This window comes from Bacillus sp. FSL W8-0848 (genome assembly GCF_038007805.1).
GTDB lineage: Bacteria > Bacillota > Bacilli > Bacillales > Bacillaceae > Bacillus > Bacillus glycinifermentans.
The window spans coordinates 2,226,535-2,241,473 of the sequence record NZ_JBBOYB010000001.1 but is presented as its reverse complement, the minus strand read 5'-3'; the positions used below and the strand labels follow the sequence as shown (position 1 = coordinate 2,241,473).

Here is a 14,939-nt window from a genome sequence, read left to right as displayed (position 1 = left end):
GAAAGGAGGCGTAACGATTGTGTACGCGATTGAATCATTAAGCGGGAAATTGATCGAAGAGGCGTGTGCGATGAGAGCTTCTGATATTCATATCGTTCCGGGGGAAAAAGAGGCGGTTATCCGCTTTAGAATTGATGATGAACTATTTCAAAAGGGCAGACTGACGAGAATGGAGTGCTCAAGGCTCATTTCTCACTTTAAATTTCTTTCTTCAATGGATATCGGGGAGCGAAGGCAGCCGCAAAGCGGTGCTTTAACCATTAAAGTGAACAATCAGCCCGTTCACTTGAGAATGTCGACTTTGCCTACCATATACGACGAAAGCCTGGTTATTCGCGTATTGCCGCAGGCAAGCGCCCCGCCGCTCAGAAGCCTGTCTTTGTTTCCAAACGCAACGGCAAAGCTGCTGTCTTTTCTGAAACATTCCCACGGTCTGCTGATCTTCACAGGTCCAACCGGTTCGGGAAAAACGACGACCCTGTACTCGCTGATCGAGTATGCCAAACAGCATTTCAACCGCAATATTATCACGCTGGAGGACCCGGTTGAATCCAGAAGCGAGCATGTTCTTCAAGTACAGGTGAATGAAAAAGCGGGCATGACGTATTCAGCAGGTTTAAAGGCTGTTCTCCGTCATGATCCCGACATGATCATCCTCGGAGAAATCCGCGATGCCGAAACAGCCAAAACCGCCGTCAGAGCTGCGCTGACGGGACATCTTGTATTATCTAGCATGCATGCGAAAAACGCAAAAGGAGCTATATACCGGCTGCTTGAGTTTGGCATTCATATGACCGAAATTGAGCAGACGCTTGTCGCTATAAGCGCACAGCGTCTCGTCAACCTTGTTTGTCCGTTTTGCGGGGAGCGGTGTTCTTTGTATTGCAGGATGTCGGGGAACGGAAGAAGAGTGAGCGTTTTTGAGCTTTTGTACGGGAAGAGTCTGAACCTGTGCATAAAAGAGGCAAAAGGCGCATACGTGAACAGCCGTTTTGAAACGCTGAGAAAATTGATTCGAAAAGGGATAGCGCTCGGCTATCTCCCGAAGGAAACTTATAACAGATGGGTGCATCATGAGACTGAATAACATAAGATGGCCCCTTCGGAAGCAGGCGGAGCTGTTTGAGAAGCTCGGCGAAATGATGATGAACGGGTATACGCTTCTCGACGCTTTGAATATGCTTGAGCTGCAATTCGACAATAAGCAAAAAGCGGACATTTCATTCGGAAGAAAAAAGCTGGCAGAAGGTTATCCCGTTTTTCAGGTTTTGAATATGATTTCGTTTCATAGGGACTCCGTCAGCATTGTTTATTTTGCCGAGCAGCACGGAAATTTGCCATTCGCTTTCAAGCAAAGCGGCGAATTGCTCAGCCGCAAAGTCGACCAGTCCGAAAAATTGAAGAAGGCTGCAAAATATCCGTCATTCCTGGTTGCAACGGTCTGTCTCATCGCCTATATTATGAAATCGGCGATTATTCCGCAGTTTTCCGCGATCTATGACTCCATGAATATCGAAACATCTTTTCTGACCTCCTTCATCTTTTTATTTTTTGACAGCCTCCCGCTGTTTTTTATGTGCATTCTCATCATTGCTGTGGTTTTGTTAACGTATTATGTTTCGATTTTCCGAAAAAAAGCCCCGGAAGAAAAAATGGCCCTCCTCGTTAAAATCCCGCTGGCAGGCAGAATCCTCAAATTATTCAACAGCTATTTTTTATCGCTTCAGCTAAGCAATCTTTTAACATCGGGATTGTCTGTATATGACAGCTTAAAAGCGTTTGAGAGCCAGCCTTTTTTGCCGTTTTTTCACAAGGAAGCAAAGCGCATGATCGAAAGGCTGAAACAGGGGGAAGCGCTGGAACAGATGCTGGACAGGCATCCGTTTTATGAAAAGGATCTCTCCAAAGCGGTGGCTCACGGTCAATTGAACGGTCATCTCCACAGGGAGCTATATTCATACAGCCAATTTTTGATCGACCGGCTTGAAAAGAAAGCGGAAAAGTGGACAAGCATGCTTCAGCCTCTGATTTACGGATTTACCGCAGCCATGATTTTAATCCTCTATCTGTCGATGCTTTTGCCAATGTATCAAATGATGAATCAGTTATAAAGGAGGACATCCATTTGAATGAAAAGGGATTTACGCTGATAGAAATGCTGGTCGTTATGCTTGTCATCTCAATTCTGCTCTTAATTACGATCCCGAATGTGACGAAGCATAATCAAAACATTCAAAAGAAAGGCTGTGAGGGATTGATCAATATGGTTCAGGCCCAAATTACCGCGTATCAGATGGATCACGACGGGAAAACGCCAAGTCTTGGAGAGCTTGAATCAGAGGGATATATCAAGAAAAATTTGGCGTGTCCTAATGGAAAATCGATCGTGATTTCAAATGGCAAGGCACAAACACAATAATGGGAAGGGACCAAACAGGGTTTACCCTTCTAGAAAGTTTAACCGTGCTATTGATCAGCTCGATCATGCTGATTCTTTTGTTTGACAGACTGCCTTCCGCATATGACGCAAGGATCGTCAAGCATTTTGCCGAACAGCTTGAAGGCGATTTGCTTTATGCTCAGCAGGCAGCGCTCGCTCAAAACAAAAAAATAAACGTGCTGTTTGATGCTGATCATTGTGAATACACCATCAAGCCTGCGGATGAGAGCTTGACTCCTTATCTTATCAGGGAATATGATCACAAAATTGCCATCAAAAAGTCGACGCTCAGACAACATTTCACATACAGCCCAAACGGGGCTCCGAGTCAAGGAGGAAAGATGTTGATTGAAGCAAACCGGGCCTCCTTTGAACTGACGATTTATTTAGGAAGCGGTAAGATCAATGTTCAAAAAAAATAGAGGCTTTATGACAATCGAAACTGTTTCTGCATTCAGTATATGGGTGATGATAGCGGCTCTAATGATTCCCGTGTACCATCAGCTTGAATTAAAAGCTGAGATGGCAAAAAAAGAAGAAGCCGGGTACCGCATATTAGATGAGAAGATCAGCGGCTACATGCTGACCGGTCGCTACAAGCCCGCTGAAACCGTGTTTTATCAGGGAGCCGCATATTTGATTGAATGGGAGGAAAAAGGAGAAGAATATGAAGTCTGCATCTCTGTTGAAAACAGGCATGACCGTCAGTATTGCCTTGCGATTCTCAAAACAAAAGGGCTTTACCCTTCTTAATGTTTTGCTGTCATTAACGGTCTACATGTTTATCGCCGGAACGGCTGCCACGATTTTTCAGCTGTTTTTATCCCCGGGTGTCAAAAAAAATGAAATTCGCCCGGAAGAATGGACGATCACAGCTGAACAAATGCAGAAAGAATGCAAAGAAGCCGTTGCCGTTAAAGTGGCAGACAACGGACAGGCGCTTGAAATGACGAATTCCTCAGGTGATGCCGTTCGTTATGAACCGTATCAGGCGCTCATTCGAAAACGAGTGAATTCTAAAGGCCATGTGCCGATGCTGCAGCATGTCAAACGCATCGCATTCCGGCTTCAAGATCACCAAGTCATCATTGAAGCAATCAGTCTTAACGGTACTCAATACCGTGCGGCATTTCCGATCTATCATTCTTTATGAAGGTGATTCATGTGAATAATTCCAGAGGCTTTATTTACCCTGCAGCGGTTTTTTTGGCGATGATCTGCATGCTTTGCGCCGCCCATTCGACAGCGGCTTTTATGACGAAGCATGCTTTTATCAAACAGACGAAAGATTTTTACATTCAGCAAAATCTTCTGCAAAATGGAATCCTTCACTCCATCAGGCACATGCAAGACGAAGAAGCTGGAGAGGAGAACAAAGCGTATGGCTCTGTGATGTATGCCATTGCTTCAGCCGGCAAGGAAACGAAGCGTGTCAGGCTAAAAGTGAAGACGGCAGCTGATTCTGAAAAGACTGCTGATTTTCAATTCCATCTAAGGAAAAAGACCATCAGTCACTGGAAAGAGCATTAGCGATCAAAACGGTTTGGTGTATAAAAAAGAGAGGGGCTGACAACACTTCATCATAAGAGGACTCTCTCATGAGGTGATTTGATGAAAACGAACGATTATGTGAAATATATGACAGAACAGCTTGTCAAATATATGGACACGCCGAAACAAGAAAGAAAAGAAATGAAAGAAAGACGCAGGGAAAGCAAACCGCCGTCCCGCATTTTTCGGTGGTTCGGCATTCTCCCGCTCGGCTGTATGATGTTTTTTAAACGTCATAAATAGCGAAGCAAAGGGCCGTTATTCCGCCCAGGTACGGACATGGTCCGGGCATACCGAAAATGAAGCCGCTTTTCAACAGAAAGCGGCTTATTTATATTCTTCGACGACTACCACTTTATTTATTTTATGGGTTGAGGGCTCATATGAAATGGTGACAAATACGCCAAATTTTCGATTTCCTTCGCTTAATGTTACATGATATTGCTTTACTGCTTCATCGGTTCGTTTTCGGTCCCATACTTTTTGAGTGAGCCGGACTTCAGCTGCAGGGTATCTTTTTTTCGCTGCCTGGACAGCTTTTTCTTCCCATTTTGTCATGCCGGCTGTTGTTTGCTCTGCCGCATGTATATCAAGCGGTCCGGCGATTATTGGCAGTAAAAAAAAGCATGACACGATGATTTTTTTCAGCATGGGTCATCATCCTTTCTCCCCTATTTTTTTCCTCGTTCATTTGGTTTATACGGAAAAATAAGAATAACATGTGTATTTTATAAAGAACTTCATATTTTTCAAAAAGATGAGAATTTGAGAGATTTTTTGAGGATTTAAACGATAATGTTCTGTAAAACGAACTAAATCGACCATTTCGGCAGTTTTCAATTCAATGGGTTGTTCTTTATACTCTAACTGTAAGGTTCTTTAAAACGAACGAAAAGCTGCTAGGAGGGTAGTCATGATTCGATTATCTCGAACTAGGAGATGCCGAAAAAGAAGCAAAAAGGCAGTCATCGGTTTTCAAATAATTTTGATCATTTACCTTTTGATTGGATTGGGGAGTCAGCTGAATCATTATACGAACGCATCATTTCATGATGTGGAAACATACAGCTTGACGATGAAAGCGTCTGCAAAATTTAAGGACATAGATGATAAGGTGTGGGACGGAAGCGATTTAAAGCTTCATAAACAGACAAAAACAAAAGGAAACACTTGTGCGCCGTTGGTTTTATTTGCTGAATTTAAAAACAGCGGCAAACACATTACTTCTTCTGAATGGAAATGGGAGCTGCACAAAATCGATGGTTCTTCAAAGTCGAAAGACGGGACTGTCATCGATAAAGGTACGATTGGCAAAGAAACAAAAAGCCGTGTATACAGGATAGAGTCAAATCGCGCGACAAAGGGAGGAACTTACGTTTTTAAATTGATCAAACCTGAAGGGCATCCCGATCACAAACGGGGAAAGCCGTTTATTTGGTCAAAGGCGATGAAGCTGAACGACTGCAAGGAAAAAACGCCGAAGCCTCCAAAAAAGGCCGAGTCTCATCGTAAGTCTGAGTCAGAAAAAACGAACAAGGTGGAGCGGAAAGAACAAACAAAAGATACAGATGCCAGCCAATCTGTTCGTGAGGAAAAAAATAAAGAGAAACATTCATTAGAAAGCGGGGATGAGTCATGAAAAAAATCATGAAATGGGTCAGCAATATCTTATATGTGATTATTTTCACGCTGATCATTGGGACGGTTATCGTCGTGATTTCGACAAAATCGTCCGGCGGGGAGCCCCAGCTCTTCGGATATCAATTGAAGACGGTTTTATCGGGTTCGATGGAGCCGGAATTTAAAACGGGGTCGATTATCGCCGTTCAAAAGGTTGACAATCCCGAGGCATTGAAAAAGGGCGACATTATTACATTCATGCAAGACCAGAACACAATGGTTACTCACCGAATTATCGGTATAACAAAAAATAAATCAAATCTCATGTTTCAGACAAAAGGGGACAACAACCAAAATCCTGATTCCGATCCAGTTCTTTCGGAAAATGTTGTCGCCAAATATTCCGGAATTACGGTTCCTTATGCCGGATATCTGTTGGACTTTGCCGGCAAACCGATCGGCACGGCCATCTTATTGATCGTACCGGGCCTATTGCTAATCCTTTATGCGGTGATCACTGTTTCGGCGGCATTGCGTGAGATTGAGCAAAAAGCAAAAGCGATCGAAACTGCCGGCAAAGACCGGGTTTCAATGTAACTTTCGTTGGTCACCTGTTATTCAGGTCTCCATATATAGATTTTCTTATTATAAAAGGAGGAGTTATCATGGGTACAAAGAAAAAAATCGGATTGGGAGTTGCATCCGCTGCTCTTGGACTGGCATTAGTAGGAGGAGGAACTTGGGCTGCGTTTAACGATATCGAATCGACTCATGCTACTTATGCAGCAGGAACGCTTGACTTAAATGCAAAAGAAACGTCTGCAAGAGTGAGCCTGTCAAACTTAAAACCGGGTGATAAATTCAAAAAAGAATTTACCTTTAAAAATGACGGATCATTGGCTATTAAAGAAGTGTTAATGCAAATGGGCTTCAGCAATTTCGTTGACGGAAACGCGAAAAACGGCGGGAAAAACTCTGCCGAGGATTTCCTGAAACAGTTTAAAGTGAGCGTACTGACGGTCGGCGTTGAAGGCGGAAACGGCTATCCTAAAAACATCATCCTGGATTCCGCAAACCTCTATGACTTGTACAATATGTCTGTGAAAAAAGATAAAGCATCAATGGACAAAGTCAAAAAGCTGATCGAGCCTGGCTTCCTGCATGACAACGGCAAAATCAATGTAGCGACAATCAACGGAAAGACTGCGCCTGAGTACGACGGAATTCCAAAAGATCCGTACGATTTTGACAAAGTCGAAATGGTCATTGAATTTGTCAATGACACAACAACAGACAGCAACGGCAACATGGTGCAGAACAAATATCAAGGAGATTCTGTACAGCTCGATTTCTCGTTTGAAGCTACTCAATGGAACGGCCTGACCATCGACGGAAATAAACATGCCGATGAAAAAGGTTATGTAAAAGAGAACGAAAGAGCGCACAGTGAAGATAAATAAACGAATGATGAAAAAACGGATCTGGTATGATCCGTTTTTTTATGTATACTTGATCGGCGCCGTTTTATTTTTACAATGCCAAAGGGAGTAAGATATGCGGCACTTACTCCTTTTCCTGACTCTTCTTCCATTTTTGGTAATCTAAAAATTCTCGAAATTGTTTTTTAGAAACCCCTGATGCCATCGCGTCACGAACTAGATTTTCCCATTCACTATCTAATTGACCATCGTATTCGGTTTCATCTTTTTCATCAAGCAGGGTATGAACCGAGACGTCCAGAACAGCGGAGACTTTTTCTAGAAATTGAATGGAGGGGTTTGTTTGCAAATTTCTTTCTATTGAACTTAAATAAGACTTCGCTACCCCAGCCTTTTCAGCTAGTTCAGATAGTGAGTAGCCTTTTTCTTTTCGATATTGTTTAATACGCTGGCCAATCAATGTCATCACCTTCCTTTCGATATTATAGCACATTCAGAAGGGATTTATTGAATGACTTCTTTCAATTGGTGTGGAAGCTTCGGAAGTCTTATTTCCTAAATTGAGAAATATTCTTATTTCTTCCGGACTAATGCCTTCATTGAGAGCACTTTTGATCAGCTCTTCCCACTCCTTGTCCAATTCTTCTTTCTCATGTTCCACTTTATTCATGGCATTTCCCCCCAAAATACTTCATTATGTATTTCAGTTAAACGTGTTGTGATAAACAAAGATCGATCTCTGGTCTCGACACTTTTCCGAGATTTTCCATTTTGTGTTCCAAAAGTTATTCTCCCCACATTCATTATAATGGGAGGGATCTGAATAAAAAGAAGAACGGTGTCGAATCGGAAAATTTATCCTGAAATTTTTTTCTGTAAATAAAACAATCCGCCGTTTTCAATTTTAATTTCGATTTTCGGTTCGTAAAGCGCTTGAAGGGCTTTTTTTTCAATTTCGTATTCTTCGGGCTTTTCTTCCGTCTCTTCGTAAAATTGATTCAGAAGAGAAAGGTCGTTGTTCCATCTTTTAAGAGAAGCTTCGGCCCAGTCGAGGGGTTCTGTTCTGGCCGCTTGTTCGATATAGCGCTCGAGCCGTTTGATGGCGCTTTCCGGTTTGATTAAGGGCGATACTGTATAGCAGTAGTCGGAAATGTGCGAAGAAAGCGACCTGGCTTCCATTCGTTCCTGAAAGTTTTCTGTTAGCTGCCCGCTGATTAAATGGAGGCCGAGGGACAAAAGCTTGTCTTTTTTCATGTCGGACTGGTAGGAAATCGTTACATTCAAACCGAGCCACGGCTCAAGCGGAATATGTCCCTCCGCGGAGCTGATTTTTTCATAGAGGCGGATAAATTTTCCGTTCTTTTTGACCGCCTGAAATATTTGAAACAGCCGCGGCGACCCGAAGTGAATGAATTCGCCGTCAATATCTGCGGGCGCTGCTTCTTCATTTGTGATCAGCGTAATTTTCATCGGGTTGGGCACCCCGCCCGTCTTTTCAAGCCAGTGCCAATAAAATGGCCTGTTCATGATTTGCTTATCGACTTCAGCCGTCAGCTGCACCGTTAAGTGGCCGGGGCTTTTGTCGGTGATGTCGCACCCGTTTGCGGTGAAAAAACGTTCCAAAAACCTTTGAATTTCCTCCTGTCTCATGTATTAGCCTCCGATCTGTTTATGATCATGTCCGTAGGAGATGAACGATGCCAGATTTTCCATTTTAATTTTCATTTCCTCATCTGATGACGAATAAAAGAGAATGTCGTGCAGATGCTCTTCAAAATTGCCGACCTCTATTTTTGTTAAAATATCATCCAGGTCGCCGACGACTTTTTCGAATAAATGGATTTTTTCATAGAGAAGCTTCAAAATATGCTCTTCCACCGTGTGTTTTGTAGCCATATTGTAGATATACACATCGCGCTCCTGGCCGAGCCGGTGAATCCGTCCGATTCTTTGCTCAAGACGCATCGGGTTCCACGGAAGGTCATAGTTGATGATTTTGTTGCAAAATTGCAGGTTGATCCCTTCGCCGCCCGCTTCTGTGGCGATCAGCACCTGAACCTTGCCCCTGAACAAGTCTTTCATCCAGTCTTTTTTTCCTCTTTTAAAGCCGCCCCGAAACGGTACGGAACTGATTCCGTTTTGCTGGAGGAACCATTGGAGATAAATTTGCGTCGCTCTGTACTCCGTAAAGATAATGACTTTGTCATCCAGCTCTTCAATCAGCTCAACGACTTTAAGCGCCTTTGAGTTTTGCGTGACCTCATTGACCTTGTTGATCAGCCGGTGTATCGCGGCTTCTCCGATGACGGGCGCTTCGCGGTCTTTTTTGTCAAGCATGTTTTTTAAGGTCATGTAGACCGCTTCTCTGCTTGAGCAGCATTCGCGCTCCAATGTCATAATCGAAAACATGCCTGCAGAATGGCGATGATCTTTTTTTAGGCTTGTGATCTCGTCATATAAAGCCTGTTCGGTCGGAGAAAAGGAGATCGGCACCGTTTCGACGTGGCGCTTCGTCCATGTAATGCCGGTATCCTGCCGCCTGTTTCTGATCATCACTTTATTGATGAGCGATTTCAATCGTTCATGCGCCTCTTTCGAATCGATTTGTTTTGAATAATCTTTGTTGAAATTGCTTTCATTGCCCAAATGCCCCGGTTTTAACAGGGAGACGAGGTTGAAAATTTCGTCGATCTTGTTTTGGATCGGCGTCGCCGTCAGCATCAGGCAATATTTTTTCTTTAAATTGCGGACGAATTCGTAGTTTTTGGTTTTGCTGTTTTTTAGTTTGTGAGCCTCATCAATAATGACTACATCGTATTGAATCGATAATACGGTTTCCCGGTGCGGCGATCGTTTCGCCGTATCGAGAGAGGAGACGACAACGTCGCACTGCTCCCATACGTAGCTTTTTTTCTGTTCGACGGCCGGGATCAAAAATTTTTCGCGCAGCTCTTTGACCCATTGCGAGACAAGCGAAGCGGGCACGAGAATCAAAATTTTCTTTGCGAGTCCGCGAATCATGTATTCTTTTAAAATCAGGCCGGCTTCGACCGTTTTGCCGAGACCTACTTCATCGGCCAATATGGCTTTTCCGTTCATCTGTTCAACCACTTTTTGAGCGACCTCAAGCTGATGGGGAAGCGGAGTAAAGTCAGGCAGGTGATACGGCGCCTGCAGCCCTTCAAAGGTCGGTATGGCCAGCCTTTTTTGCACCTCGCATGAAAGCTGGTAAAGCTCCCAGTTTGCCCAGGGGCCGTCCTGGTCAAGGTGTTTTGCAAACTGTTCCGGCCACTCATGGTCAAAATGAATGTCTGGTATCATCGTAACGCCGCCTTTCCTCTCACACAAAATGTTCTTTTCTTCTGAAGATCACCATTTGTAAATCGGGCTGATGTGATAATCGGATTGATAAAATACGAACATTTTAGAGAAAAAATAATGGATTGTTAATGATTTTTCCTGTTGCCCAAACGCTTTGATGATGGTAGGATATTTGTAGATCATCAGCGAAAAAATCGAAAGTCCTTATGTAGTATGTCCAGAAATGAAGCGAATATGAGCGAATGACGGCAAGGGGAGAGACCGGTAAGGAATGCCTTATGACGGCGCCGAAGGAGCAAGCTCTTGAAACAAGCGAATCTCTCAGGCAAAAGAACTCTTGCTTGACGCAACTCTGGAGAGAGTTTGCACCATTATCATGTTTAGCAAACCACCAAAGGGGACATCTTTGCTTTCGTGCAAAGTAAACTTTCAGGTGCCAGGACAGAGAACCTCCGAACTGACAAAGGGGGTTCTCTGTCCTTTTTTGTGCCGTCTATAAAGAGCTTTTAATATTGGAATCTTTCGCGTTTTCTGATGATTGGCAAACTTATGGTGATAAAAAACGAAGGGGGAAAGAGGATGCTTAAACGAACGCCTTTATTTGACCTGTATAAGGAATACGGCGGAAAGACGATTGATTTCGGCGGCTGGGAGCTGCCTGTTCAATTTTCATCGATCAAAGAAGAACATGAAGCAGTGAGGACGAAAGCCGGATTGTTTGACGTCTCCCACATGGGGGAGGTCGAGGTCACGGGAGCCGGCAGCCTTCCGTTTTTGCAGAAGCTTTTAACAAACGATGTCGCCGCATTGAAAGAAGGCGGCGCCCAGTATACGGCGATGTGCGATGAAAACGGCGGGACGATCGACGACCTCCTTGTTTATCAAAAGGGAAGCGGCCGCTATTTGCTGGTCATTAATGCAGCTAACATTACGAAGGATATCGATTGGCTGAATCGGCACGCCGAAGGGGATGTCAAGATTCAAAACGTGTCTGGCGAGATCTCTCTGCTCGCCCTTCAGGGACCGAAAGCAGCACAGATTTTAAAGCAGGTGACAGATCTTGATCTCAATGCTCTAAAGCCGTTTACATTCCGCGATGAAGCCCCGGTAGGAAATGTACGGGCGCTTGTGTCAAGAACGGGGTATACCGGAGAGGACGGCTTTGAAATCTACTGCAGGAATGAAGATGCACCATACATTTGGAAGCTTCTTTTGGAAACAGGCAAGGATGACGGTCTCATTCCGTGCGGACTCGGCGCAAGGGACACGCTCCGCTTTGAAGCAAAACTGCCGTTATACGGGCAGGAGCTTACAAAAGAGATAACGCCGATTGAAGCGGGGATCGGCTTCGCCGTGAAAACGAATAAAGAGGCCGATTTCATCGGAAAGTCAGTATTGGCAAGGCAAAAAGAACACGGGGCTGCCAGAAAGCTCGCCGGTCTTGAAATGATCGATAAAGGGATTCCGCGGCACGGGTATGCCGTTTTTCACCAAGGCGAGCGAGTCGGCGAAGTGACGACCGGAACGCAGTCGCCCACTTTGAAAAAAAACGTCGGCCTTGCCTTGCTGGAAAAAGAAGCAGCCGAAATCGGCACCATTGTCGAGGTTGAAATCAGGAAGAAACGGCTGAAAGCGAAAGTTGTAAAAACCCCATTTTATAAACGGCAGTCATAAGTTTGCCACGATCATGAAAGGAGACGAAAAGATGAAGCACCGCTACCTTCCTGCGACAGAACAGGATAAACAAGAGATGCTTGAGGCGATCGGAGTCGAAAAGATCGACGACTTATTCTCCGATATTCCCGAGAGCGTTCGATTTAAAGGCGAATACCAAATCAAAAAAGCAAAGTCAGAGACGGAGCTTACGAAAGAGCTGACTAAGCTCGCGGCAAAAAATAAGGACACGGCATCATATGCCTCGTTTTTGGGAGCGGGGGTCTATGACCATTACCAGCCTGTCATTGTCGACCATGTCATTTCAAGATCTGAATTTTATACGGCTTATACCCCGTATCAGCCGGAAATTTCGCAAGGGGAGCTTCAGGCGATTTTTGAGTTCCAGACGATGATTTGCGAATTGACGGGAATGGACATCAGCAATTCATCGATGTATGACGGAGGGACCGCCTTGGCGGAAGCTGCGATGCTTGCATCAGGGCATACGAAAAAGAAAAAAATCGTCGTCTCTGAAACGGTTCATCCGGAATCGCGCGAGGTGCTGAAAACGTATGCGAAAGGGCAGTACATCGAAGTCATTGAAGTGCCTGCAGGTAAAGGGACGACAGACCTCGAAGCGCTTGATGCCGCAGTGTGTGACGAGACGGCAGCCGTGATCGTCCAGTATCCGAACTTTTTCGGACAGATCGAACCGCTGGACAAAATCGAGCCGATCGCACATAAAGGAAAAAGCATGTTCATCGTTTCCGCCAATCCGCTGGCGCTCGGTATTTTAACGCCGCCTGGAGTGTTCGGGGCGGACATCGTCGTCGGAGACGCCCAGCCGTTCGGAATACCGGCTGCGTTCGGCGGACCGCACTGCGGATATTTCGCCGCGACGAAAAAGTTGATGCGGAAGGTTCCGGGGCGCCTTGTCGGACAGACGGAAGACGAAAACGGCAAACGCGGCTTCGTCTTAACGCTGCAGGCCAGGGAACAGCATATCAGACGGGATAAAGCGACCTCGAACATTTGCTCAAATCAGGCGCTCAATGCGCTTGCTGCTTCCGTTGCAATGACAGCCCTCGGCAAAAAAGGCGTTAAGGATATCGCCTGGCAGAACGTGCAGAAAGCGGCCTATGCAAAAGAAGCCGCCAAACGGGCAGGCCTTGAAGTCGCATTTGACGGGCCGATGTTTAACGAATTCGTCGTCAAGCTGAAGGAGCCTGTCTCTTCGGTGAATGAACGCCTGCTTGGAAAGGAGATCATCGGCGGATATGACCTCGGTGCGGTATACACGGATTTAAAAAACCACATGCTGATCGCTGTTACCGAGCTCCGGACAAAAGAAGAAATCGATACACTCATCAAGGAATTGGGGGATCGCCATGCATAATCAGGATCAATCGCTTATTTTTGAAATATCGAAAGAAGGCCGGGTCGGCTACAGCCTTCCTGAGCTTGACGTCCCTGAAACAGATGTGTCGAACCTTTTCGACGAGACGTACATCAGGAAAGAGCCGGCTGAGCTTCCGGAAGTGTCTGAGCTCGATATCATGAGGCATTATACCGCTCTGTCAAAGCGAAATCACGGCGTTGATTCAGGCTTTTATCCGCTCGGTTCCTGCACGATGAAATACAATCCGAAGCTGAATGAGAAAATCGCGAGAATACCCGGCTTTGCGGCGATTCATCCGCTTCAGGACGAGCGTACGGTGCAGGGGGCGCTAGAGCTGCTTTACGATCTGAGCAAGCATTTGGAAGAGATTACAGGCATGGATGAGGTTACGCTTCAGCCGGCGGCCGGGGCACACGGAGAGTGGACCGGTCTGATGATGATCCGCGCGTTCCATGAGGCAAACGGCGATCATAAAAGAACGAAGGTGATTGTCCCGGATTCTGCGCACGGAACGAATCCTGCGTCTGCGACCGTTGCAGGCTTTGAAACGGTCACTGTTCAGTCGAATGCCGACGGGCTCGTCGATCTGGAAGATTTAAAACGGGTCGTAAGCGACGAAACGGCTGCATTAATGTTGACAAATCCGAACACGCTTGGTCTTTTTGAAGAGCATATTTTAGAAATGGCCGAAATCGTCCACCAAGCAGGAGGGAAGCTGTATTATGACGGAGCCAACCTCAATGCGGTGCTGAGCAAAGCAAGGCCCGGCGACATGGGGTTTGACGTCGTACATTTAAACCTTCATAAAACCTTTACAGGGCCGCACGGCGGCGGAGGTCCGGGCTCAGGTCCTGTCGGCGTCAAAGCCGAGCTTATCCCGTTTTTGCCAAAGCCCGTTTTAGTCAAAAAAGACGGCCGCTTCACGTTTGACTATGACCGCCCGCAATCGATCGGCAGGGTCAAGCCGTATTACGGAAACTTCGGCATCAATGTGAGAGCCTATACGTATATTCGTTCGATGGGTCCTGACGGGCTGAAGGAAGTTACGGAAAACGCCGTTTTAAACGCGAACTATATGATGAGGAAGCTTGCGCCGTATTATGATCTGCCGTATGACCGCCACTGCAAGCATGAATTTGTGCTGTCAGGCAGGCGCCAGAAAAAGCTCGGCGTCAGGACGCTCGACATCGCCAAGCGCCTGCTCGATTTCGGCTTCCATCCGCCGACCATTTACTTCCCGCTTAATGTGGAAGAATGCATCATGATCGAACCGACGGAAACCGAATCGAAAGAAACGCTTGATTCGTTTATCGAGAAGATGATCCAGATCGCCAAAGAAGCGGAAGAAACCCCTGAAATTGTTCAGGAAGCCCCGCATACAACGGTTGTGAAACGAATGGATGAAACAAAAGCGGCGCGCAAGCCTGTGCTTCGCTATGAAAGAGGATAAACATAAAGAAAACCGGCGGATTTGATATGCTCCCCTAAAGGTAGACAGATGAAATAAAAAAAT

At 45.6% G+C, this 14,939-nt stretch carries 19 protein-coding genes and 1 riboswitch; of the genes, 14 read left to right on the top strand and 5 right to left on the bottom strand.

Annotated elements, in window-relative coordinates; translation table 11 throughout:
* Window positions 1-19: 19 nt before the first annotated feature.
* The 8 genes from comGA (at window position 20) to NSQ39_RS11650 (ending at window position 4,234) form a co-directional block, all read left to right on the top strand.
* Window positions 20-1,087 (top strand): competence type IV pilus ATPase ComGA, encoded by a 1,068-nt coding sequence (gene comGA / locus NSQ39_RS11685; RefSeq protein ID WP_175077029.1) that lies wholly within the window; start codon window positions 20-22, stop codon window positions 1,085-1,087.
* Window positions 1,074-2,111 carry a competence type IV pilus assembly protein ComGB gene (comGB, locus tag NSQ39_RS11680; RefSeq protein ID WP_341015013.1) on the top strand — a complete coding sequence of 346 codons (1,038 nt, stop codon included), beginning with the start codon at window positions 1,074-1,076 and terminating at the stop codon, window positions 2,109-2,111. Before comGA ends, comGB begins: the two co-directional genes overlap by 14 nt.
* A 14-nt stretch (window positions 2,112-2,125) precedes the next feature.
* Window positions 2,126-2,419, top strand: a complete 294-nt coding sequence (comGC, locus tag NSQ39_RS11675; protein ID WP_046129972.1) for a competence type IV pilus major pilin ComGC — start codon at window positions 2,126-2,128, stop codon at window positions 2,417-2,419.
* Window positions 2,419-2,862: a competence type IV pilus minor pilin ComGD gene (gene comGD / locus NSQ39_RS11670; RefSeq protein ID WP_175077030.1), complete on the top strand. Its 444-nt coding sequence runs from the start codon at window positions 2,419-2,421 to the stop codon at window positions 2,860-2,862. The genes comGC and comGD overlap by 1 nt, the downstream gene beginning before the upstream one ends.
* On the top strand, window positions 2,846-3,193 hold the full coding sequence (gene comGE / locus NSQ39_RS11665; protein WP_175077031.1) for a competence type IV pilus minor pilin ComGE: 348 nt from the start codon (window positions 2,846-2,848) through the stop codon (window positions 3,191-3,193). The genes comGD and comGE overlap by 17 nt, the downstream gene beginning before the upstream one ends.
* A complete protein-coding gene (gene comGF / locus NSQ39_RS11660) occupies window positions 3,108-3,593 on the top strand; it encodes a competence type IV pilus minor pilin ComGF (RefSeq protein WP_236809842.1) in 486 nt (161 codons plus the stop codon). Before comGE ends, comGF begins: the two co-directional genes overlap by 86 nt.
* 11 nt (window positions 3,594-3,604) lie before the next feature.
* A complete protein-coding gene (comGG, locus tag NSQ39_RS11655; protein ID WP_046129969.1) occupies window positions 3,605-3,970 on the top strand; it encodes a competence type IV pilus minor pilin ComGG in 366 nt (121 codons plus the stop codon).
* Between the two features lie 81 nt (window positions 3,971-4,051).
* On the top strand, window positions 4,052-4,234 hold the full coding sequence (locus NSQ39_RS11650; protein ID WP_046129968.1) for a YqzE family protein: 183 nt from the start codon (window positions 4,052-4,054) through the stop codon (window positions 4,232-4,234).
* 84 nt (window positions 4,235-4,318) lie between these two features.
* Here NSQ39_RS11650 and NSQ39_RS11645 read toward each other — a convergent pair whose 3' ends face one another.
* Complete coding sequence (locus NSQ39_RS11645) at window positions 4,319-4,642, bottom strand: DUF3889 domain-containing protein (protein ID WP_175077032.1); 324 nt, start codon at window positions 4,640-4,642, stop codon at window positions 4,319-4,321.
* Window positions 4,643-4,904: 262 nt separating this feature from the next.
* On the opposite strand from NSQ39_RS11645, the gene tapA reads away from it, so the two are divergent.
* The 3 genes from tapA to tasA all read left to right on the top strand — a co-directional run bounded on the left by tapA (window position 4,905) and on the right by tasA (window position 7,071).
* Entirely contained in the window at window positions 4,905-5,630 is a 726-nt protein-coding gene (gene tapA / locus NSQ39_RS11640) for an amyloid fiber anchoring/assembly protein TapA (RefSeq protein WP_175077033.1), read from the top strand.
* Window positions 5,627-6,208 (top strand): signal peptidase I SipW, encoded by a 582-nt coding sequence (gene sipW, locus NSQ39_RS11635; protein ID WP_175077034.1) that lies wholly within the window; start codon window positions 5,627-5,629, stop codon window positions 6,206-6,208. Before tapA ends, sipW begins: the two co-directional genes overlap by 4 nt.
* A 68-nt stretch (window positions 6,209-6,276) precedes the next feature.
* Window positions 6,277-7,071: a biofilm matrix protein TasA gene (gene tasA / locus NSQ39_RS11630; protein WP_046129964.1), complete on the top strand. Its 795-nt coding sequence runs from the start codon at window positions 6,277-6,279 to the stop codon at window positions 7,069-7,071.
* Window positions 7,072-7,174: 103 nt separating this feature from the next.
* Here the strand turns inward: tasA and sinR are convergent, their stop codons facing one another.
* The 4 genes from sinR to NSQ39_RS11610 form a co-directional block, all read right to left on the bottom strand.
* Complete coding sequence (gene sinR / locus NSQ39_RS11625; RefSeq protein ID WP_096891855.1) at window positions 7,175-7,510, bottom strand: transcriptional regulator SinR; 336 nt, start codon at window positions 7,508-7,510, stop codon at window positions 7,175-7,177.
* Window positions 7,511-7,543: 33 nt separating this feature from the next.
* Window positions 7,544-7,720: an anti-repressor SinI gene (gene sinI / locus NSQ39_RS11620; protein WP_046129962.1), complete on the bottom strand. Its 177-nt coding sequence runs from the start codon at window positions 7,718-7,720 to the stop codon at window positions 7,544-7,546.
* 185 nt (window positions 7,721-7,905) lie between these two features.
* Window positions 7,906-8,700, bottom strand: a complete 795-nt coding sequence (locus tag NSQ39_RS11615; protein ID WP_046129961.1) for a YqhG family protein — start codon at window positions 8,698-8,700, stop codon at window positions 7,906-7,908.
* A gap of 3 nt (window positions 8,701-8,703) precedes the next feature.
* Window positions 8,704-10,371, bottom strand: a complete 1,668-nt coding sequence (locus tag NSQ39_RS11610; RefSeq protein ID WP_046129960.1) for a DEAD/DEAH box helicase — start codon at window positions 10,369-10,371, stop codon at window positions 8,704-8,706.
* Between the two features lie 242 nt (window positions 10,372-10,613).
* Window positions 10,614-10,718, top strand: a riboswitch (glycine riboswitch).
* 232 nt (window positions 10,719-10,950) lie between these two features.
* Between NSQ39_RS11610 and gcvT the strand changes: the two genes are divergently transcribed.
* The 3 genes from gcvT to gcvPB are packed head-to-tail and all read left to right on the top strand — an operon-like array spanning window position 10,951 to window position 14,876.
* Window positions 10,951-12,045 carry a glycine cleavage system aminomethyltransferase GcvT gene (gene gcvT / locus NSQ39_RS11605; RefSeq protein WP_175077035.1) on the top strand — a complete coding sequence of 365 codons (1,095 nt, stop codon included), beginning with the start codon at window positions 10,951-10,953 and terminating at the stop codon, window positions 12,043-12,045.
* A gap of 31 nt (window positions 12,046-12,076) precedes the next feature.
* A complete protein-coding gene (gcvPA, locus tag NSQ39_RS11600) occupies window positions 12,077-13,423 on the top strand; it encodes an aminomethyl-transferring glycine dehydrogenase subunit GcvPA (protein ID WP_175077036.1) in 1,347 nt (448 codons plus the stop codon).
* Window positions 13,416-14,876 carry an aminomethyl-transferring glycine dehydrogenase subunit GcvPB gene (gcvPB, locus tag NSQ39_RS11595; protein ID WP_175077037.1) on the top strand — a complete coding sequence of 487 codons (1,461 nt, stop codon included), beginning with the start codon at window positions 13,416-13,418 and terminating at the stop codon, window positions 14,874-14,876. Before gcvPA ends, gcvPB begins: the two co-directional genes overlap by 8 nt.
* The last annotated feature ends 63 nt before the right edge of the window (window positions 14,877-14,939 follow it).